This is a genomic window from Desulfosporosinus paludis (assembly GCF_045689965.1).
In the GTDB taxonomy this organism is placed as follows: Bacteria; Bacillota; Desulfitobacteriia; order Desulfitobacteriales; family Desulfitobacteriaceae; genus Desulfosporosinus; species Desulfosporosinus paludis.
The window spans coordinates 2,374,052-2,391,054 of record NZ_CP144211.1 but is presented as its reverse complement, the minus strand read 5'-3'; the positions used below and the strand labels follow the sequence as shown (position 1 = coordinate 2,391,054).

The 17,003-nt window shown below is 45.9% G+C and carries 29 protein-coding genes; 28 read left to right on the top strand and 1 reads right to left on the bottom strand.

Translation table 11 applies throughout. The features are described from left to right. Nucleotide 1: 1 nt before the first annotated feature. From rplE to rplQ, 18 genes are all read left to right on the top strand, one after another. Entirely contained in the window at nt 2–541 is a 540-nt protein-coding gene (gene rplE / locus VZF35_RS12020) for a 50S ribosomal protein L5 (RefSeq protein ID WP_407313860.1), read from the top strand. A 20-nt stretch (nt 542–561) separates the two neighbouring features. Further along, nucleotides 562–747, top strand: a complete 186-nt coding sequence (locus tag VZF35_RS12015; protein WP_083995860.1) for a type Z 30S ribosomal protein S14 — start codon at nt 562–564, stop codon at nt 745–747. 28 nt (nt 748–775) lie between these two features. After that, nucleotides 776–1,174, top strand: a complete 399-nt coding sequence (gene rpsH / locus VZF35_RS12010) for a 30S ribosomal protein S8 (RefSeq protein ID WP_308894310.1) — start codon at nt 776–778, stop codon at nt 1,172–1,174. Between the two features lie 23 nt (nt 1,175–1,197). Then, the gene (gene rplF / locus VZF35_RS12005) at nt 1,198–1,752 is read left to right on the top strand and encodes a 50S ribosomal protein L6 (protein ID WP_407313857.1); all 555 of its coding nucleotides are present in this window, start codon (nt 1,198–1,200) and stop codon (nt 1,750–1,752) included. A gap of 53 nt (nt 1,753–1,805) precedes the next feature. Further along, nucleotides 1,806–2,174, top strand: coding sequence for a 50S ribosomal protein L18 (gene rplR, locus VZF35_RS12000; protein ID WP_407313855.1), 369 nt, complete (start codon nt 1,806–1,808; stop codon nt 2,172–2,174). A 27-nt stretch (nt 2,175–2,201) separates the two neighbouring features. Next, nucleotides 2,202–2,702 (top strand): 30S ribosomal protein S5, encoded by a 501-nt coding sequence (rpsE, locus tag VZF35_RS11995; RefSeq protein ID WP_407313854.1) that lies wholly within the window; start codon nt 2,202–2,204, stop codon nt 2,700–2,702. 12 nt (nt 2,703–2,714) lie between these two features. Beyond that, complete coding sequence (gene rpmD / locus VZF35_RS11990; protein ID WP_407313852.1) at nt 2,715–2,894, top strand: 50S ribosomal protein L30; 180 nt, start codon at nt 2,715–2,717, stop codon at nt 2,892–2,894. Between the two features lie 18 nt (nt 2,895–2,912). Next, entirely contained in the window at nt 2,913–3,353 is a 441-nt protein-coding gene (gene rplO / locus VZF35_RS11985; RefSeq protein ID WP_407313850.1) for a 50S ribosomal protein L15, read from the top strand. Nucleotide 3,354: 1 nt separating this feature from the next. Continuing rightward, nucleotides 3,355–4,641, top strand: a complete 1,287-nt coding sequence (gene secY / locus VZF35_RS11980) for a preprotein translocase subunit SecY (protein ID WP_407313848.1) — start codon at nt 3,355–3,357, stop codon at nt 4,639–4,641. A gap of 13 nt (nt 4,642–4,654) precedes the next feature. After that, nucleotides 4,655–5,296 carry an adenylate kinase gene (locus VZF35_RS11975; RefSeq protein WP_407313847.1) on the top strand — a complete coding sequence of 214 codons (642 nt, stop codon included), beginning with the start codon at nt 4,655–4,657 and terminating at the stop codon, nt 5,294–5,296. A 6-nt stretch (nt 5,297–5,302) separates the two neighbouring features. Then, a complete protein-coding gene (gene map / locus VZF35_RS11970; RefSeq protein ID WP_407313845.1) occupies nt 5,303–6,049 on the top strand; it encodes a type I methionyl aminopeptidase in 747 nt (248 codons plus the stop codon). A gap of 39 nt (nt 6,050–6,088) precedes the next feature. Continuing rightward, nucleotides 6,089–6,307 (top strand): translation initiation factor IF-1, encoded by a 219-nt coding sequence (gene infA / locus VZF35_RS11965; protein ID WP_007778476.1) that lies wholly within the window; start codon nt 6,089–6,091, stop codon nt 6,305–6,307. A gap of 19 nt (nt 6,308–6,326) precedes the next feature. After that, a complete protein-coding gene (gene rpmJ / locus VZF35_RS11960; RefSeq protein WP_308894335.1) occupies nt 6,327–6,440 on the top strand; it encodes a 50S ribosomal protein L36 in 114 nt (37 codons plus the stop codon). Nucleotides 6,441–6,533: 93 nt separating this feature from the next. After that, entirely contained in the window at nt 6,534–6,905 is a 372-nt protein-coding gene (gene rpsM / locus VZF35_RS11955) for a 30S ribosomal protein S13 (protein WP_407313842.1), read from the top strand. 18 nt (nt 6,906–6,923) lie between these two features. Next, nucleotides 6,924–7,313 (top strand): 30S ribosomal protein S11, encoded by a 390-nt coding sequence (gene rpsK / locus VZF35_RS11950; protein ID WP_088187407.1) that lies wholly within the window; start codon nt 6,924–6,926, stop codon nt 7,311–7,313. Nucleotides 7,314–7,326: 13 nt separating this feature from the next. Next, the gene (gene rpsD / locus VZF35_RS11945; protein ID WP_407313839.1) at nt 7,327–7,956 is read left to right on the top strand and encodes a 30S ribosomal protein S4; all 630 of its coding nucleotides are present in this window, start codon (nt 7,327–7,329) and stop codon (nt 7,954–7,956) included. A 69-nt stretch (nt 7,957–8,025) separates the two neighbouring features. Continuing rightward, nucleotides 8,026–8,973 carry a DNA-directed RNA polymerase subunit alpha gene (locus tag VZF35_RS11940; protein WP_407313837.1) on the top strand — a complete coding sequence of 316 codons (948 nt, stop codon included), beginning with the start codon at nt 8,026–8,028 and terminating at the stop codon, nt 8,971–8,973. 25 nt (nt 8,974–8,998) lie between these two features. Beyond that, nucleotides 8,999–9,337, top strand: a complete 339-nt coding sequence (gene rplQ, locus VZF35_RS11935; protein WP_407313835.1) for a 50S ribosomal protein L17 — start codon at nt 8,999–9,001, stop codon at nt 9,335–9,337. An 80-nt stretch (nt 9,338–9,417) separates the two neighbouring features. On the opposite strand, the gene VZF35_RS11930 is transcribed toward rplQ, so the two are convergent. Beyond that, entirely contained in the window at nt 9,418–9,660 is a 243-nt protein-coding gene (locus VZF35_RS11930; RefSeq protein ID WP_407314905.1) for a hypothetical protein, read from the bottom strand. Between VZF35_RS11930 and VZF35_RS11925 the strand changes: the two genes are divergently transcribed. The 10 genes from VZF35_RS11925 to VZF35_RS11880 all read left to right on the top strand — a co-directional run bounded on the left by VZF35_RS11925 (nt 9,626) and on the right by VZF35_RS11880 (nt 16,957). Next, entirely contained in the window at nt 9,626–11,137 is a 1,512-nt protein-coding gene (locus VZF35_RS11925) for an ABC transporter ATP-binding protein (protein ID WP_407313833.1), read from the top strand. The two genes, VZF35_RS11930 and VZF35_RS11925, sit on opposite strands and share 35 nt — an antisense overlap. Before the next feature lie 13 nt (nt 11,138–11,150). Then, nucleotides 11,151–11,915 carry an energy-coupling factor transporter transmembrane component T family protein gene (locus VZF35_RS11920; protein WP_407313831.1) on the top strand — a complete coding sequence of 255 codons (765 nt, stop codon included), beginning with the start codon at nt 11,151–11,153 and terminating at the stop codon, nt 11,913–11,915. A 30-nt stretch (nt 11,916–11,945) separates the two neighbouring features. Continuing rightward, complete coding sequence (truA, locus tag VZF35_RS11915; protein WP_407314593.1) at nt 11,946–12,722, top strand: tRNA pseudouridine(38-40) synthase TruA; 777 nt, start codon at nt 11,946–11,948, stop codon at nt 12,720–12,722. Between the two features lie 228 nt (nt 12,723–12,950). Further along, complete coding sequence (rplM, locus tag VZF35_RS11910; RefSeq protein WP_407313829.1) at nt 12,951–13,382, top strand: 50S ribosomal protein L13; 432 nt, start codon at nt 12,951–12,953, stop codon at nt 13,380–13,382. A 23-nt stretch (nt 13,383–13,405) separates the two neighbouring features. Continuing rightward, nucleotides 13,406–13,801 (top strand): 30S ribosomal protein S9, encoded by a 396-nt coding sequence (rpsI, locus tag VZF35_RS11905; RefSeq protein ID WP_407313827.1) that lies wholly within the window; start codon nt 13,406–13,408, stop codon nt 13,799–13,801. Nucleotides 13,802–13,936: 135 nt separating this feature from the next. Further along, nucleotides 13,937–14,668, top strand: coding sequence for an N-acetylmuramoyl-L-alanine amidase (locus tag VZF35_RS11900; protein WP_407313825.1), 732 nt, complete (start codon nt 13,937–13,939; stop codon nt 14,666–14,668). Nucleotides 14,669–14,879: 211 nt separating this feature from the next. Continuing rightward, entirely contained in the window at nt 14,880–15,323 is a 444-nt protein-coding gene (locus VZF35_RS11895; RefSeq protein ID WP_407314591.1) for a DNA-binding response regulator, read from the top strand. After that, nucleotides 15,320–15,787 (top strand): endolytic transglycosylase MltG, encoded by a 468-nt coding sequence (locus VZF35_RS11890; protein ID WP_407313823.1) that lies wholly within the window; start codon nt 15,320–15,322, stop codon nt 15,785–15,787. The genes VZF35_RS11895 and VZF35_RS11890 overlap by 4 nt, the downstream gene beginning before the upstream one ends. A 170-nt stretch (nt 15,788–15,957) precedes the next feature. Then, nucleotides 15,958–16,539 carry an RNA polymerase sigma factor gene (locus VZF35_RS11885; protein ID WP_407313821.1) on the top strand — a complete coding sequence of 194 codons (582 nt, stop codon included), beginning with the start codon at nt 15,958–15,960 and terminating at the stop codon, nt 16,537–16,539. Next, complete coding sequence (locus tag VZF35_RS11880) at nt 16,490–16,957, top strand: hypothetical protein (RefSeq protein ID WP_407313819.1); 468 nt, start codon at nt 16,490–16,492, stop codon at nt 16,955–16,957. Before VZF35_RS11885 ends, VZF35_RS11880 begins: the two co-directional genes overlap by 50 nt. The last annotated feature ends 46 nt before the right edge of the window (nt 16,958–17,003 follow it).

Genomic DNA, 17,003 nt, shown 5'->3' with positions numbered 1-17,003 from the left:
AGTGGCTCGTCTGAAAGACAGATACGTTAATGAAATCGCTCCTGCGTTACAGCAGAAGTTTGCTTATAAAAATGTGATGCAAATTCCCAAACTTGATAAAGTCGTGATCAACATGGGTGTAGGTGAAGCGGTTCAAAACTCCAAAGCGATTGATTCTGCTGTTGGAGATCTTATGAAGATCACAGGACAAAAACCAATTGTTACCCGAGCGAAGAAGTCAATTTCCGCCTTTAAACTCCGTGAAGGGATGCCCATTGGTTGTAAAGTGACTCTTCGTGGTCAACGGATGTATGAATTTATGGATCGCCTCTTAAGTGTGGCTTTGCCCCGTGTTCGCGACTTTCGCGGAATTTCAGCGAAAGCGTTTGATGGACGGGGGAACTACACCTTAGGCATTAAGGAGCAGCTGATCTTCCCTGAGATTGAGTATGATAAGATCGATAAGCTTCGCGGTATGGATGTAGTTTTCGTAACGACGGCTAAGACGGACGAGGAAGCACGTGAGTTGCTTCGCGGATTCGGAATGCCGTATCGTGATTAGAGAAAAGGAGGTTCAAGAGCGTGGCTAAAACATCAATGGTTGTCCGCCAAAATCGCGGACAAAAGTTCGCCGTACGTTCGCATAACCGTTGTAAGCTTTGTGGACGTCCCCATGCTTATATTCGGAAGTTTGGTATCTGCCGGGTTTGCTTCCGGGAGTTGGCTCACAAAGGTGAACTTCCTGGAGTCACGAAGGCCAGTTGGTAATACATTGTAAGGAAGGGGGACGACTGAAGTGTCAATGTCAGATCCGATTGCAGATTTTTTAACACGTATCCGCAACGCAGGAATGGTTTACCATGATAAAGTTGAGGTACCATCATCTCGGATTAAGAAAGAGCTTGCGGAGCTGCTCAAAGCAGAAGGGTATATCAAAGACGTAGAATACATTGCGGACGACAAACAAGGTGTGATCCGTATGTATCTGAAATACGGTCCAAACCGCGAGCGGGTTATCACCGGGCTCAAACGAATAAGCCGTCCGGGATTGCGCGTTTATGCGAAGAAGGATGAAATCCCAAAAGTTCTTGGAGGCCTCGGAGTTGCCGTTATTTCGACTTCTAAGGGGATTATGACGGATAGGAAAGCCCGCAAAGAGGGTCTTGGTGGAGAGGTAATCTCCTATATTTGGTAATTTTCGCAACGGAGGTGCAGTGAATGTCCAGAATTGGCAAGCGCCCCATTGGAATCCCCAGTGGTGTGGACTTCAAAATAGAGGATAACCTAGTCACTGTTAAGGGTCCTAAGGGAACCTTAACCAGAAAAATACACTCGCTAATGACAGTCACGGTGGAAAATTCTCAGGTCACTGTCACTCGAGCCGATGATGAGCCGTTAAGCCGATCCTTGCACGGATTGTCTCGTACTTTGATTGCTAATATGGTAGAAGGGGTTACGAACGGATTCACCAAAGGACTTGATATGGTCGGTGTCGGTTATCGTGCTGCGAAGCAGGGTAACAAACTCGTTTTAACCGTCGGAAAATCCCACCCCGTAGAACTCGTTCCCTTTGAAGGAATTGACTTCGAAGTTCCGGCCCCTAATAAGATTTTAATTAAGGGAATGGACAAAGAACTCGTCGGAGCCTTCGCGGCGGTCGTTCGTTCAGAACGTTTGCCTGAGCCTTACAAAGGCAAAGGGATTAAGTATGAAACTGAAGTTGTTCGTCGTAAGGTTGGTAAGACCGGTGGTAAAAAGGGCGCTAAGAAATAATCAACAATAGCAAGGGCCAAATCTCTTGCAGTTCTGAAAGGAGTGTGTACCCTTTGATTAAGCGCATTGATCGGAAGGCTCTTCGCATTAAAAAGCATAAGAGTATCCGCAAGACCGTCATTGGCGTGACAGATCGTCCGCGTTTGGCAGTTTTTCGGAGCTTGCATCATATCTACGCTCAAGTGATCAATGATGAGCTTGGTGTGACACTGGCGGCGGCTTCTTCCCTCGATCCAGAGTTTAAAGCAGCAAATCTGTCTGGTGGAAATACAGCCGGCGCGCAAAAAGTCGGCGAATTAGTTGCTAAGAAGGCCCTTGAAAAAGGAATTACGCAAGTTGTTTTCGATCGTGGAGGAAATATCTATCATGGCCGAATTTCAGCATTGGCAGAATCTGCACGTGAAGCTGGACTCAGCTTCTAAGCTAGGGTAAAGGAGGGAAAAATCAAATTGGCTAAATTCGAAGCTAACAAATCGGAATTGAATGAACGGGTTGTTCATATTGCCCGAGTTGCTAAGGTTGTTAAGGGCGGCCGTCGTTTTAGTTTCAGTGCTCTCGTTGTTGTCGGAGACGGCCACGGGCGTGTTGGTGCAGGCTTAGGTAAGGCAAGCGAAGTTCCAGAGGCTATTCGCAAAGGAGTCGAAGATGCGAAGAAAAACCTCTTTAATATTCCAATGCACGGAACAACCATTACACATCCGATCTTAGGAGTATTTGGTGCAGGACAAGTGTTATTAAAACCAGCTTCCAAAGGAACTGGAGTTATCGCTGGAGGCGCTGTTCGTGCGGTTCTTGAAGCTGCAGGAGTGCATGATATCTTGACGAAGTCTTTGGGTTCGGCAAACGCGCACAATATGGTCAATGCGACAATGGTTGCGTTAAAATCTCTCAAGCGTCCAGAAGAGATTGCCAAACTCCGAGGTAAAAACGTAGAAGAAATTCTAGGTTAAGGAGGGTTGGTCATGAAAATAAAAGTGACGCTGACGAAGAGTCCGATTGGTTATTCAAAAGCGCAGCATAAAGTGTTGCAAGCACTTGGTTTAGGAAAAGTAGGATCAAGTACCGTTCATGAAGACTCCCCAAACATTTTAGGGATGATTCATAAGTGCATGCACTTAGTTACAGTCGAACAAGTTCAATAGAAGGAGGTGTGGGCGAGCATGAAACTGCATGATCTTAAGCCTGCTGAAGGATCAACTCATGCCCCGAAACGAATAGGTCGTGGAATAGGATCCGGTAGTGGTAAAACTTCCGGCAAAGGGCACAAAGGGCAAAATTCCCGTGCAGGCGGCGGTGTCCGTCCTGGATTCGAAGGCGGACAAAATCCACTGTATCGAAGAATGCCGAAACGGGGCTTCAAGAATATTTCGCGAAAAGAGATTGTTGCCCTGAATGTTCGTGATTTGGAACGTTTTGAGAACGGAGCCGTAATCACGTATGAAAGCCTCTTAGACAGCGGACTCATTAAGGCTGTAAAAGATGGTGTAAAGATTTTAGCCACGGGAGAGCTGACAAAAGCATTGATCGTCAAGATTGACAAAGTCAGTCCGGCCGCGGCAGAAAAAATTGTTGCAGCTGGTGGAAAAGTAGAGGTGGAATAGGATGATTTTCGATTCCCTGAAGAATGCGTGGAATGTAGCGGATCTCAGGAAGAAAATCGGTTACACCCTTCTAATGTTCCTGATCTTCCGTATCGGAGCACATATTCCCATTCCCTACGTAAATCATGACGTCTTAAAGAATATGCTTGGATCGGGGGGCATGTTCGATTTTATGGACACGCTCTCCGGAGGTTCCTTTAAGCGGCTTACTGTGTTTGCCTTGAGTATAACTCCCTACGTCACAGCCTCTATTATTCTGCAGCTTTTGACGATAGTGGTTCCCTCCTTGGAAAGGCTTGCAAAAGAAGGCGACTTTGGACGCAAAAAGATCACCCAGTATACCCGCTATGGTACGGTTGTTTTAGGCTTTATTCAAGCCTTCGGCCTCACCTACGGGATTCGCGGTGCCTTGAACATTCCCAGCACAGCCTGGCAGTGGCCAACTTATCTCCTAGTTGCTCTTGTTTTAACAGCTGGTACTGCATTTCTTATGTGGCTCGGTGAATCAATTACTGAAAAAGGAATCGGAAATGGTATCTCACTGATTATTTTCGCAGGGATTGTCTCCCGGGTTCCGGATGCTATAAAGTATTTGTATAGTATGTTATCCGTTCATGAGATCAACGTCTTCTCCATCATTGGACTGGCTGTGATTGTGGTATTTATTATCGCAGGAGTTATCTACGTCCAGGAAGGACAGCGTCGAGTGTCGGTTCAATATGCTAAGCGAGTTGTTGGACGGCGTGTTTATGGAGGACAAAGCAGCCATATTCCCCTGAAGGTTAATCAAGCTGGAGTTATTCCGGTCATTTTCGCGATATCATTACTCGCGTTTCCACAGACCATTGCAACCTGGATGCCAACTTCTGGATTTGCGAGTTTCGTCAACACTTGGTTCAGCATGAATGGAACTCTTAAATCGATTCCTTATATGCTGGTCTATGGTGTGCTCATTATATTCTTTACGTACTTCTATACAGCTGTCACCTTTAACCCTGTTGATGTGGCAGACAATTTAAAGAAGTATGGAGGATTTATCCCTGGCCTTCGTCCTGGGCGTCCGACGGCTGAGTATCTTTCCAAGATCTTAAGCCGGATTACGCTGGCAGGCGGCATATTCCTTGCTTTGATAGCAATCCTACCGACTATCGTCATTGGACTAACTGGTCTAAAGAACATCTATTTTGGTGGAACATCCCTTCTGATCGTGGTTGGGGTTGCGCTTGAAACGATGAAACAGATCGAATCCCAACTGATGTCGAGGCATTATCAAGGGTTTATGAAGTAGAGGAGGAGTAGAGATGAAAATAATATTAATGGGCGGTCCGGGAGCTGGTAAGGGGACACAAGCTGGTCCACTCGTCGAGAAATTTCATTTTCCGCATATTTCCACAGGTGATATGTTCCGTGCAGCTATTAAAGACGGAACGGCCTTAGGTTTAAAAGCCAAGTCTTATATGGATGCCGGCGGTTTAGTACCTGATGAAGTTACGATCGGGATTGTTGCAGAACGCTTAGCACAGCCTGACTGCGCTGAAGGGTTTTTGCTTGATGGATTCCCACGTACTCTGGCTCAGGGAAATGCCTTAAGTGAAATTCTAGATCGTCTCGGAATGAAGCTCGATGGTGTTATCAATATCGAAGTCGCCGAAGAGGTTCTAATTCCCCGCTTGACTGGTCGTCGTGTTTGCCGGAAATGTGGTGCTTCCTATCACATGGTCTTCAATCCTCCTCAACAGGAAGGGGTTTGCGGACAGTGTGGCGGAGAACTGTATCAACGTTCGGATGACACTGTAGAAACAGCTCAGAATCGTTTAAACGTCTATAATTCGCAAACTGAACCCTTGATTAATTTCTACCAAGAAAAGGGACTGCTGAAGCGCATCAATGGTGACCAAGCGATCGATCAGGTTCTTGCGGATATTCTTAAGGCCTTGGGCTAATCAGCCATGATTGAGCTTAAAAATGCGAGCCAATTTGAACAGATGCGTAAGGCTGGAAAAATTGTGGCCGATACACTCGCGCTCCTGCGAGAGGTCGCTAAACCCGGGGTTACAACTCTGGAATTGGATCGCAAGGCTGAAGACTATATTCGTGCTCAAGGTGCAATCCCTGCCTTTAAAGGCTATAATGGATTCCCGGCGACACTCTGCACTTCGATTAATGAGCAAGTTGTTCATGGTATCCCGAGTTTAAGGAGTTTAGAATCTGGAGATATTATCAGTATTGACTGTGGAGCGGTTATCGATGGATATTTCGGGGATGCCGCAGTAACCCTGCCAATTGGTGACGTGGGTGAAGATCTCCTGAAATTGCTGAGGGTTACAGAAGAGTCTTTAATGTTTGGTATTGCACAGGCAAAGACAGGGAATCGCCTTTACGATGTCTCTCACGCGGTTCAAACGCACGTGGAGGCCAATGGCTTTTCAGTGGTGCGCGATTATGTTGGGCACGGGATTGGTCGAGCCATGCATGAGGATCCACAGATCCCTAATTTTGGCAAGCCTGGCCGGGGACCACGACTCGAGATAGGTATGGCCTTGGCTATTGAGCCCATGGTGAACATGGGTACGTATGAAGTGCTGACACTTAAAGATCACTGGACTGTGGTTACGAAAGATAAGAAGCCGTCGGCTCACTTCGAGCACACAGTTGCGATTACGGAAAATGGCTTGGAAATTCTGACTCGATGTTAGGTGAGTACCGTAGGATTGTCAGGGGAGGGGAATTTAAGTATGTCAAAAGAAGACGTTATAGAAGTGGAAGGTAAAGTCTTAGAGCCACTGCCAAATGCCATGTTTCAAGTCGAGTTAGCGAATGGGCACAAGGTCTTGGCACATGTCTCCGGCAAGATTCGCATGAATTTTATCAGGATTCTTCCTGGTGACCGGGTTACAGTGGAGCTTTCCCCTTATGACCTGTCACGAGGCCGAATCACATACAGGTTTAAGTAAACCAAAGGGAGGGATTACGGTGAAAGTAAAGCCTTCTGTCAAAACGATTTGTGAGAAATGTAAAATCATTCGTCGCCATGGTAAGGTCATGGTCATTTGTGAAAACCCGAAACACAAGCAACGACAAGGCTAAATAGTTTCGGTTGCGCGGCTGATTGGAGAATTTCTCTGATGCACCGATTTTATAGTGTAACAGAACTAAAAAAGTTGGAGGTGTAAATTTTAGATGGCACGTATCGCTGGAGTTGACTTACCGCGCGAGAAACGTTTAGAAGTAGCCTTAACCTATATTTATGGCATAGGGCTCCCGACTTCACATAAAATTCTCGCCAAAACGGGCGTAAGTCCGGATGTCCGAGTGCGTGACTTGTCAGAAGACGAAGTCAGCAAGCTTCGGGAAGTTATTGATAAAGAGTATAAAATTGAAGGCGATTTGCGTCGCGAAGTTTCCCTCAATATCAAGCGTTTGATGGAAATTGGTTCTTATCGTGGCTTGCGCCATCGTCGCGGTCTTCCCGTAAGAGGACAACGCACGAAAACCAATGCCCGTACTCGCAAAGGTCCGGCTAAGACAGTCGGAGCAAAACGTAAAAAATAATAAGGAGGGATAACCGAGATGGCACGTAAAGTTGTCCGGACAAAACGCCGGGAACGTAAAAATATTGACAGTGGAATCGCCCATATCAAATCCACGTTCAACAATACCATGGTGACCATTACGGATACCAGCGGGAACGCACTCTCCTGGTCAAGTGCAGGTTCCTTGGGCTTTAAAGGCTCGCGTAAGAGCACGCCCTTTGCAGCTCAGATGGCTGCAGAAACTTGTGCTAAGGTTGCGATGGAGCATGGCTTAAAAGATGTTGAATGCTATGTTAAAGGACCTGGAGCAGGACGAGAAGCTGCCATTCGTGCCCTGCAAGCGGCAGGCTTAGAAGTTAATTTAATTAAAGATGTGACACCGATTCCACACAATGGCTGTCGGCCACCAAAACGCAGAAGGGTATAGGAGGTGTGTAATCATGGCTAGATATACTGGACCTGTCTGCCGCTTATGTCGGCGTGAGGGTATGAAGTTATTCCTTAAAGGGGAACGTTGCTATACTGGAAAGTGTGCGATTGACCGTCGTGCTTACGCCCCCGGACAACACGGCCAAGCCCGTGCGAAGAAGCCTACTGAATATGGTCTTCAGTTGCGAGAAAAACAAAAGGCTCGTCGTTTATACGGTGTTATGGAAAAACAATTCCAACATTATTTTGACGAAGCTGCTCGCCGCAAAGGGGTAACCGGTGAAAACTTACTTGTTTTGTTAGAGCGTCGTTTGGACAATGTTGTATTCCATTTAGGGTTTGCTTCATCCCGTCCGGAAGCGCGTCAACTCGTAAATCACGGCCACTTTACCGTGAATGGTAAAAGAGTTGATATTCCTTCCTATTCAGTTCGCACTGGAGAAGTTGTCGCTGTTAAAGAAGACAGCAAAAGTTCGCCACGTATGAAACAACTACTAGAAAACTTGGGAACACGTTCAGTTCCCGGATGGTTAAGCTTGGATGCTAATGCTGCTGCTGGAACCGTTGTTGCGCTTCCTACTCGTGAAGATATTCAACTGCCAATCCAAGAACACCTCATCGTGGAGAAATACTCCCGTTAATGTTGACGTTCTGCCCATATGGGTCGGATGGTGTGTATATCAAGTTCTCGAGAAAGAAGGTGCATTCCGATGTTAGAAATCGAGAAGCCCAGAATCGAGTGTGTCGAGCGGTCTGAAGACGACTCCTATGCAAAATTCGTCGTTGAACCCTTAGAAAGAGGGTATGGGATCACCTTAGGAAATTCTCTAAGACGGATCCTGTTATCCTCTCTCGAAGGATCAGCTGTGACATCAGTCAAAATTGAAGGGGTGCTCCATGAATTTTCCACGATTCCGGGTGTTTTAGAAGATGTTACTGACATCATTCTCAATCTCAAGTCCTTAGCTTTGAAAGGCTATACCGACGAACCCAGAGTCATTCGTTTGGAATCCCAGCGTGAAGGGATCGTGACGGCGGGAGATATCATAACAGACCCAGATATTGAGATTCTGAACACTGACTTGAAGATTGCCACGTTGGATCATGATGGTCGCCTGTTTATGGAAATGACGGTTGAGCGAGGCCGGGGCTATGTTTCAGCAGACCGAAATAAAAAGCCTGACCATGTCATCGGTGTTATTCCTATAGACTCAATTTTTGCCCCTATTTACAAGGTTAACTACACAGTCGAAGATACTCGGGTTGGTCAAACCACCGACTATGACAAGTTAAATCTTGAAGTATGGTCGAATGGCAGTATTTCTCCGGAAGAGGCTACGAGTTCTGCAGCCAAAATCTTGAGTGATCATCTGCGCCTTTTCATGGGACTTACCGATAAACTCAATAATGTTGAGGTTATGGTAGAAAAAGAAGAGGAAGCAAAAGATAAAATCCTTGAGATGACGATTGAGGAATTGGATCTGTCTGTCCGTTCTTACAATTGCCTGAAACGGGCCGGGATTAACTCTGTTGAAGAGTTAACTCAGAAAACGGAAGAAGACATGATTAAAGTACGTAATCTTGGTCGTAAGTCACTGGAAGAAGTAGAATTTAAGCTTAAAGACTTAGGTTTATCGTTCCGCCCAGCTGAGGACTAATTCGGTGCAAAAGGAGGGAATGTAATTGGCTTACCGCAAATTGGGAAGAGACTCAGGTCATCGCGGAGCAATGTTGCGTAACATTGTGACTTCCCTATTACGACATGAACGTATCGAAACGACCGAAGCACGCGCCAAAGAACTTAGTTCTATTGCTGAGAAGATGATCACACTTGGAAAGCAAGGCGATCTCGCTGCGCGTCGCTTAACGATGTCTTATCTGATGGATGAGGATGTTGTTAAAAAATTGTTTGATACCATTGCGCCGAAATATGCTGAACGTCAGGGAGGCTATACTCGTACCATGAAACTCGGCTTACGTCGGGGAGATGCTGCGACAATGGTAATCGTTGAACTCGTCTAAAAGCGAGTTGCTGAAGGCCGGGTTTGCTTACAGGTTAAGCATCCCGGCCTTTGCTGATACTGTTGGAAAGTATGACTTCGTTAAATACTCTCTACAGGTCCCTTCTCGCCATCTTTGGCCTCAGGGACACTTGACCAATCCACACTGCTGGAGTATGCGTAATGAGTTGCAGTGTGGCGATAAGCTCGTCCGCTTATCGTCATGGCCGGCGCATAAGGGCAACTAAGGCGGCCGCCTGCGCCAAGGCTTAGCGCCAGCCAAGTTTTCTTTACGTTGGGGAGTGATCTTGTGAGCTCAAAGAAGGTACTCGAACTGCAAGACATCTGTTATAAGGATATCCTAAGAAGCGTTAGCTTTACTTGGACCCAAGGGGAGATCCTTGCTTTAATGGGTCCCAACGGTGCAGGAAAATCAACGTTAGCTCGTCTGATAGCCGGGTTAATCCCTCCAAGTTCTGGAGAGATACGTTTACAGCAAGAGGAAGTAACCTGCCCATGGGATAGGGTAAAACGTTGGCAAGAGATAGGATTTGTCGGTCAGCATCCGAGACGCCAAACTATAGGAGCAACGGTTGCCGAAGAGCTAGCCTTTGGACTTATTAACCTTGGCTTAGATCAGCAGACGGTTCAAAATAGAGTAAGTCAGTTAGCAGCGCAGATAGGTCTGCAGGGGAAGGAAAATCAGTCCCCCGCCACATTATCTGGAGGAGAACGGCAACGACTTGTCACAGCGGCAATCTTAGCACTTAACCCTGCTTTTTTGATTTTAGATGAGGGACTAAGCATGCTTGATGTCCGTGCCCAGGCAAAGATCATGGAACTATTAGAACACGCTCGTCCAGAGACAGGACAACTATGGATTACCCATGACTTAGAATTGGCTCGTCGGGCAGATCGGCTCCTGGTGCTGGACAATGGCAAGATTGTGGATTGGGGAAACCCCATTGATGCATTTAACAGACATCGTTTTGAACTTTCATCCTATGAGAGAATCGTTTCAACAGATTCGAATAGTTCGATTGGACTCGAGGATTCCAGATCTGCCTTTGCTGCAGCAACTGAATTTAAGAGTCCCCATAAACAGAGAATTGAGGGTGCCGCTTCGCCTCTCTCTCCGATTTTGGAGTGGGATCAAGCGAATTTTGATTTGAGATTGTCGTTGGATAATGTCATAAAGCGGGGAGAGTTTCTAGCAATCGTCGGTCCGTCAGGTTCTGGTAAAACCACCCTCTTGGAGAGCGTCGCCGGCTTTATCTTGCCGACAGAAGGGCGACTTTTAGTGGATGGCGAGACGATGGAAAAGAAAAAGATCAATAGTTTACGCCGAAAGTGCGGTTTTGTTCTTCAAGAAGCGGGAGAATATTTAATTGGGCGCAATGTCATGCATGAATTATTCTTTACTGACCCCAAGCAAGCTCTTAAGACGCCAAACGAAGAACAGGCAGTATTCATGGAACACTATGGGATTTCAACTCGCCTAGCAAAAGCAGCCCCAGAACATCTCAGCGGAGGAGAACGACAGAAGGTAGCTCTGGCAGCAGCTATGCGAAATGTGCCTGAGATTCTTCTCATGGATGAACCTTTACTTGGACTTGATTCCCAAACTAAGATAAGTATTCTGGCGACGGTTTATGCCCTAAAAGGCATTACGATACTCTATGTAACCCATGACCTTAGGGAAGTGCTCGGAGCGGCAGACCGGATCTGGCTTATTGAGGATGGCAAGATAGTCTTGGACTGCCGGAAAGAGCAGTGGAAGGAATACCAGGAACAATTTCTCCGTTCCGGTGTGCGTTGTTGAGAGGGGGAAGATTATGAACGGTCAAGAAGTCTATTGGTCTGGAGAAAGTGCGCTGCACCGCCTCGATCCAAGGCTGAAGGCAGGTGCACTGGCCTTAGTATCACTGCTTCTGACACTGACTCGTTGGCAGGGGTTAGTCCTGACATCTGTTGCATTGCTGGTGTTAGTGCTTTCTAGTCACGTTCCCCTTAAAATTTTTCGCGGTATGCTTCTAGTGCTCTTGTGGTTAGGGCTGTTTTATGGTTTTGCAGCAGGGTGGGCATGGCCAGAATACGGACATTTCTGGCAAGGACATTGGTCGAAGTCAGGCTTACTACAGGCTCTCATGATGATTTGGCGTATTACTCTGATCTTTGCCTTAACCCGGCTCTTTGCTGCAGTCACTCTTCCTTTGGAACAAGGCTTGGGAATTGTTTTTTTCTTTGCGCCGCTAACTCGCTTTTCTCAGAAAGCGACGGAGTTTGCCTTGTTGATTACCTTGACACTGCGATTTATTCCCCTTATTCTAGAAGAAGCGGCTTTGATCTGGAAGGCGCGTATGATCAAGGGGAATTGGCCCTCCTCGCGGCTGAAGAGATCTTGGGAGCTGCTGCAGCTGATCGTACCTCTTATCCTTTTAAGTTTGAGACGGGCCGAAGAACTCGGCGAAACCATGTTAGCCCGTGGGTACGGTTCTGGAAGTTATCGAACAATTTTGGTCCATGAGCGGACAGGTATGGACCGCTGGGGTGGAATGATTTTAGGAGTTTGGGGGCTGCTTCTTTTAGTTTGGCACTAAATTAGAGATTCCATGGAAGGTTGGGATTTAATGCGCAACATTCGGCTAAAAGTAGCATATGACGGTACAAATTATCATGGTTTCCAACGCCAGATTGAATCAGCCGGTCCAACGGTCCAAGGAACCTTAGAAGGTATCTGGGCAAGGCTTGTGGACGAAAAGGTCACTCTTGCCATGGCTGGCCGGACGGATGCCGGCGTTCATGCTTCAGGACAGGTCGTAAATTTCGTGACTGAGGCGAGAATTCCCGAAGATAAAATTCCCAAAGCGTTTAACAGCTTGCTTCCTAAAGATATACGTATACTCCACGCAGATGCCGTTCCCTATGAATTTAACGCGCGCCGATCGGCAACGTGGAAACGTTATGACTACCAGATTGAGAATCATCGGATTTCAGATGTTTTCAAACGCCTGTATAGTTGGCATGTGCCCATTCCCTTAGATCTGTCTTGCATGCAGATGGCAGCAAAGTCACTTGAGGGTCGGCATAATTTTAAAACCTTTGCCGCAGCAGGCGGAGACAGCAAAACTTTCGAACGAACGCTTTATCGCTGCAGGATTCAAGAAGATCAAAATTTGATCCGCGTCTCTTGTGTCGGTAATGGGTTTTTATACCATATGGTGCGCATCATTGTAGGTACACTCGTTGACGTGGGCAAAGGACGAATCTCCCCCGAAGAGATACCCAATATTCTGGCCAGTCAAGACCGTAAACGGGCCCGGGAGATTGCTCCGGCCCATGGTTTAACTCTAACCTATGTGAGCTACTCGGACGAGAGTCCGTTTGAGGTCTTTTCAGACCTTTAATGTAATGAGTGACTAGTCGTTCGAATAGTTATGGCAGGTTAAAACATTTTATCTCGGGTATTCTGAATCATTAAGACTTGACAAAGAAGTAAATTCTAAATAAAATATCATTATGAGTTTTTATGCCATGGCTATGATTGAGCCCCATAACTTTGGCATATCACAAGCATGATTGAGCCCCATGTGCGTGAAATAAAACGGAAATCTGTTAATTTTGGAGGGAAAGTCATGACCACGTTTTTCGCGAAGGCGCAGGACCAAGAGCGCAAATGGTATATCATTGACGCTGCGGGAATCCCCTTGGGTCGTATTGCTACAGAAGCAGCACGCATCCTGAGAGGTAAACATAAACCGACATTTACCCCGAATGTTGACACTGGAGATCACGTCATCATTATTAACGCTGAGAAGTTATTACTTACGGGTAATAAGTTAAATGCTAAACTCTATCGTCGTCACTCTGGGTTTCCCGGTGGGTTGAAAGAAATCCCCTACAAAAAGTTAATGCAAATTATGCCTGAACGAGCTATGGAACATGCTGTGAAGGGAATGCTTCCTCATAACAAGTTGGGCGCCCAGATGTACACAAAGTTAAAAGTGTATAAGGGAGAATCACACCCCCATCAAGCTCAACAACCTGAAATCTGGACAATACAGTAGACTAAGGAAGGAGGAAGTATAACATGGCAACTCAATTACAATACGCTGCAACAGGACGCCGCAAGAATGCAATTGCCCGCGTTCGTCTTATTCCTGGTGAAGGAAAATTCATCATCAATCAACGCGAATTGGCGGAATACTTTGGTAAGAAAACTCTGGAAATGATTGTTCAGCAACCTTTTAATATTACGGATACCCTCTCTAAATACGATGTTATCGCCCTTGCACACGGGGGTGGAACCACAGGTCAAGCCGGAGCAATTCGCCTCGGGATCGCTCGTGCTTTATTAAAAGCAGATGCTAGTCTTCGTCCGAGCCTCAAGCGAGCCGGTTTCCTCACACGTGACCCACGCATGAAGGAGCGTCGTAAGTACGGTTTGAAGAAAGCCCGTAAAGCACCACAGTTTTCCAAGCGTTAATTTCAAATCAGATTTGCAAATCAAAGGAAGGGATTTATCCCTTCCTTTTCTATATGATAGGGCGACAAGCTAAACGAATATTTTCCTGCCTCTCCCCATATGTATTGACGGAATAGATGGGGAGGGGAGAAGGGCATGAAATCAATCTGGATTGTTAGCCTGAGACGGCGAAAAGTGTTAATCTTAGGAAGTCTTCTTTTATTTGGCTTGATTCTGGTCGTGGGATGGAAACTGGAAGGCTCAGACCAGAAAATTTGGAGTTGGACTTTAGGAAATAGAGTGGTCGTGATTGACGCCGGGCATGGAGGAGTCGACCCCGGAGCTGTAGGAAAGAGCAAGGTTTTGGAAAAAGATATAACATTGGCAGTTGCTAAGCGCCTGGAAGCACATATTCAACAAAGTGGAGCGAAGACAATCATGGTTCGGGATGACGACCGAGATCTAGGGACATCTCAAGGTCTTTTAAAACGGAAGCGTGAAGATTTAGCTCAACGGATTCAACTGGCCATGGAAGCTCAGGCGGAAGTTTATCTTAGTATTCATGCCAACAGTTTCCCAAATGAGAAATTAACCGGAGCACAAACGTTTTACAATTCAGATTCTCTGGAAGGAAAAATACTAGCTCAGTCGATTCAGGAGGAATTAAATCGTATGACCAATGGCAAGAGGGTTATTAAGGCTAATCAAGAAATTTATGTCTTGAAAAAAGCCCATCAAGCGGCGGTGACGGTGGAAGTAGGGTTTTTGTCTAATCCGGCTGAAGAACAACTATTAACGACCTCAGACTATCAAGAAAAACTTGCTCTCGCCATTTATCAGGGTTTAAACAATTATTTCAGTAAACAAATGCAACAGTCACAAAGGTGAGATTTAAATAAAACAAAATAAATGCTGAAAACTGTTAGTTTTTGCAGGAAAAAGATAATTTGGCCTCGAATATTCAAGTATGAATTGATAAATATGTAAAGAAATGTAGATAGCTTGACAACTGAAATCAGGTTTAAGTAGAGGGGATTATCATGGTGAGGAAGGGAGCAAGTCGGTGATATTAACGATTAGTTTATTCCTTTTGGGAGTAGTGTTTCTGCTCTTAGGTTGGCGCTGGCAAAATCCGCCCAGTGATGAAGTATTGACTGCGCTGAAGGGAGTTTCCTATTTAAAAAAAGAAATGCAGAGAGTTCAGAATCAAATCGATGTTCATGTTTTAGAAGATAAGCTCCAAAGAACTAAAATGATGGAGTTAAGGGACGCTGAGCCTAAAAGCATTGGGCAAAGAGAGCCTAATCGGAACGAAGACGAGCAGAAAGAAAAGGGTAAACTGTACTCGCTGACGATCAAGGAGCCGGGAAGAAAACATAAAGACTCGCCTCAGCGGCAAGGAAATTTGTCACCAAAGTATCAAGAAGTATTGGCTTTGGCTGCTAATGGTCAAGGCATACCGGAAATTGCTCAATGCTTATTGTTGAGTCAAGACGCAGTAAGAATGGTTTTGAAAACTCAGTCCCAAGGAGGAGCTCAGTGAAAGTATCACGTTCCTATTGGCTGGGGTTAGGCTCTGGTTTAATTCTGAGCGCAATGTTGACTCTGGTCATTTCTCCTTACCAAGGATATTCTCCAGCTTCTAATGAAGCCGCTCTTACACAGTCCGCGAAACAACAGACCTCCCAGCCTCCCACTGTGGAAACAGGGAAACCATCATCAAAGTCAAGTGAGACCAATAAGCCCGGATCAGCTCAATCTTCTCAGGCGGCGCCCTCTCCTTCTCCGGGCGTTTCTCAAACGGAGCGGGATTTTGTCATTCCAGAGGGAGCAAGCGCGGATAAGATTGCGGATCTTTTGGCGGCCGAAGGGTATATAAAGGATAAAGCAACCTTCTTAGCAAGCGCCCGTCAATTGGGAGCAGAAAGTAAGTTTCGAGCGGGAACATTTACTCTTACGTTAGGGTTGACTCCTGAAGAATTAATACATCGCCTATTGAAGAACTAGGGTATAAGCATTTAGCCTCATAAGCAGGATGTTTGTACCCTAGCATGTTTCCAGGCAGAATGTCATTGCACCGGAAAAGGATTGTAGGTGAAACTTTTCAAGGGGTTTGAACGTATTAAGAATAAGGAGATCAGAGAGTTATTAAACTTGCGGATAGGAGCCAGAAGAGTATGGAAGATGCCGAGATCATTCGGCAGGTGCTCGCAGGTCAACACGATCGATATGCAGACCTTGTTCAACGATATCAAGAACCATTACTACATTTTTTAAGGCGAATTCTTAACTCTGATGAGGATGTTTTCGATTGTGCGCAGGAAGCTTTTATTGCGGCCTACCGCAATTTGAACCGCTATTCTAAGGATCATCCCTTTCGGGCTTGGCTCTATGCAATCGCTAGAAATAAAGCCATCGATATCCTACGCAAACAACAAAGGGAAATTACGACAGTTTTAGACGAGACGTTGGAAGATCTTCATCCGAGACCGGAGGAGATCTGGCTTGAAAAAGAACAAGCCACTTTCCTCTCTAAGGTTTTAAACGAACTTCCAGAACATTACGCCCAGGCTCTTTTCTTACGGTATCGCCAAGACCTGTCTTATACCGAGATAGCAACAGTGCTTCAGGTTCCGGTAAGTCGGGTAAAGACATATCTCCATCGGGGAAAGGAAAAATTACGACAGGAATTAGAGAGGAGAGATATCCATGAAAGAGGCGGACAACGACATTTTATGGGCCCAACTGTTTCAGGATAAACCGATCCCTAATGACGTTTTGCTTAATTTCCAGTCCCAAATCATGAAGGAGATCAACGCTCATCCAGTAGATTTTGAAGCGCAAACTACTTTGGCTAAGCGCAGAAAATGGGGACTTGGATTGGCCATAAGCCTCGTGATTGCTGTAATATCCTTCGCCCTAATAGTTTGGCTCAAAAAAGATTGGATTTATCAAGCGTTGAATACACTGGTTATCTTGATTACGGGCATACACGCCGCTGAATTCCAAGACGTATGGCACGGAATGTTACGGGATTTTACATTCCTTCGAGAGTTAAAAACAGGGTTAAGTCTTCTCTGGGGAATCGTTGCCTGGCCTTTATTTGGGTTAGCCTCGGTTTATATCGTTCTCACTGGTTCAACCGATACAAGATCACCAAGGAAGTCCATGACCTAACATTGTCAGCCATAACCCTTTCTCCAAAGTTAATCTCGGCGTTTCG

What these genes read in the sequence shown, in the direction of transcription:
- map (WP_407313845.1), top strand. Translation starts at nt 5,303, where the DNA reads ATGATTGAGCTTAAAAATGCGAGCCAATTTGAACAGATGCGTAAGGCT.
- rplM (WP_407313829.1), top strand. Translation starts at nt 12,951, where the DNA reads ATGACCACGTTTTTCGCGAAGGCGCAGGACCAAGAGCGCAAATGGTAT.
- rplO (WP_407313850.1), top strand. Translation starts at nt 2,913, where the DNA reads ATGAAACTGCATGATCTTAAGCCTGCTGAAGGATCAACTCATGCCCCG.
- infA (WP_007778476.1), top strand. Translation starts at nt 6,089, where the DNA reads ATGTCAAAAGAAGACGTTATAGAAGTGGAAGGTAAAGTCTTAGAGCCA.
- secY (WP_407313848.1), top strand. Translation starts at nt 3,355, where the DNA reads ATGATTTTCGATTCCCTGAAGAATGCGTGGAATGTAGCGGATCTCAGG.
- rpmD (WP_407313852.1), top strand. Translation starts at nt 2,715, where the DNA reads ATGAAAATAAAAGTGACGCTGACGAAGAGTCCGATTGGTTATTCAAAA.
- rplF (WP_407313857.1), top strand. Translation starts at nt 1,198, where the DNA reads ATGTCCAGAATTGGCAAGCGCCCCATTGGAATCCCCAGTGGTGTGGAC.
- VZF35_RS11930 (WP_407314905.1), bottom strand. Translation starts at nt 9,660, where the DNA reads ATGTCTTGCAGTTCGAGTACCTTCTTTGAGCTCACAAGATCACTCCCC.
- rpsI (WP_407313827.1), top strand. Translation starts at nt 13,406, where the DNA reads ATGGCAACTCAATTACAATACGCTGCAACAGGACGCCGCAAGAATGCA.
- rpsK (WP_088187407.1), top strand. Translation starts at nt 6,924, where the DNA reads ATGGCACGTAAAGTTGTCCGGACAAAACGCCGGGAACGTAAAAATATT.
- VZF35_RS11880 (WP_407313819.1), top strand. Translation starts at nt 16,490, where the DNA reads ATGAAAGAGGCGGACAACGACATTTTATGGGCCCAACTGTTTCAGGAT.
- VZF35_RS11975 (WP_407313847.1), top strand. Translation starts at nt 4,655, where the DNA reads ATGAAAATAATATTAATGGGCGGTCCGGGAGCTGGTAAGGGGACACAA.
- VZF35_RS11900 (WP_407313825.1), top strand. Translation starts at nt 13,937, where the DNA reads ATGAAATCAATCTGGATTGTTAGCCTGAGACGGCGAAAAGTGTTAATC.
- truA (WP_407314593.1), top strand. Translation starts at nt 11,946, where the DNA reads ATGCGCAACATTCGGCTAAAAGTAGCATATGACGGTACAAATTATCAT.
- rpsM (WP_407313842.1), top strand. Translation starts at nt 6,534, where the DNA reads ATGGCACGTATCGCTGGAGTTGACTTACCGCGCGAGAAACGTTTAGAA.
- rpsD (WP_407313839.1), top strand. Translation starts at nt 7,327, where the DNA reads ATGGCTAGATATACTGGACCTGTCTGCCGCTTATGTCGGCGTGAGGGT.
- VZF35_RS11920 (WP_407313831.1), top strand. Translation starts at nt 11,151, where the DNA reads ATGAACGGTCAAGAAGTCTATTGGTCTGGAGAAAGTGCGCTGCACCGC.
- VZF35_RS11885 (WP_407313821.1), top strand. Translation starts at nt 15,958, where the DNA reads ATGGAAGATGCCGAGATCATTCGGCAGGTGCTCGCAGGTCAACACGAT.
- VZF35_RS11940 (WP_407313837.1), top strand. Translation starts at nt 8,026, where the DNA reads ATGTTAGAAATCGAGAAGCCCAGAATCGAGTGTGTCGAGCGGTCTGAA.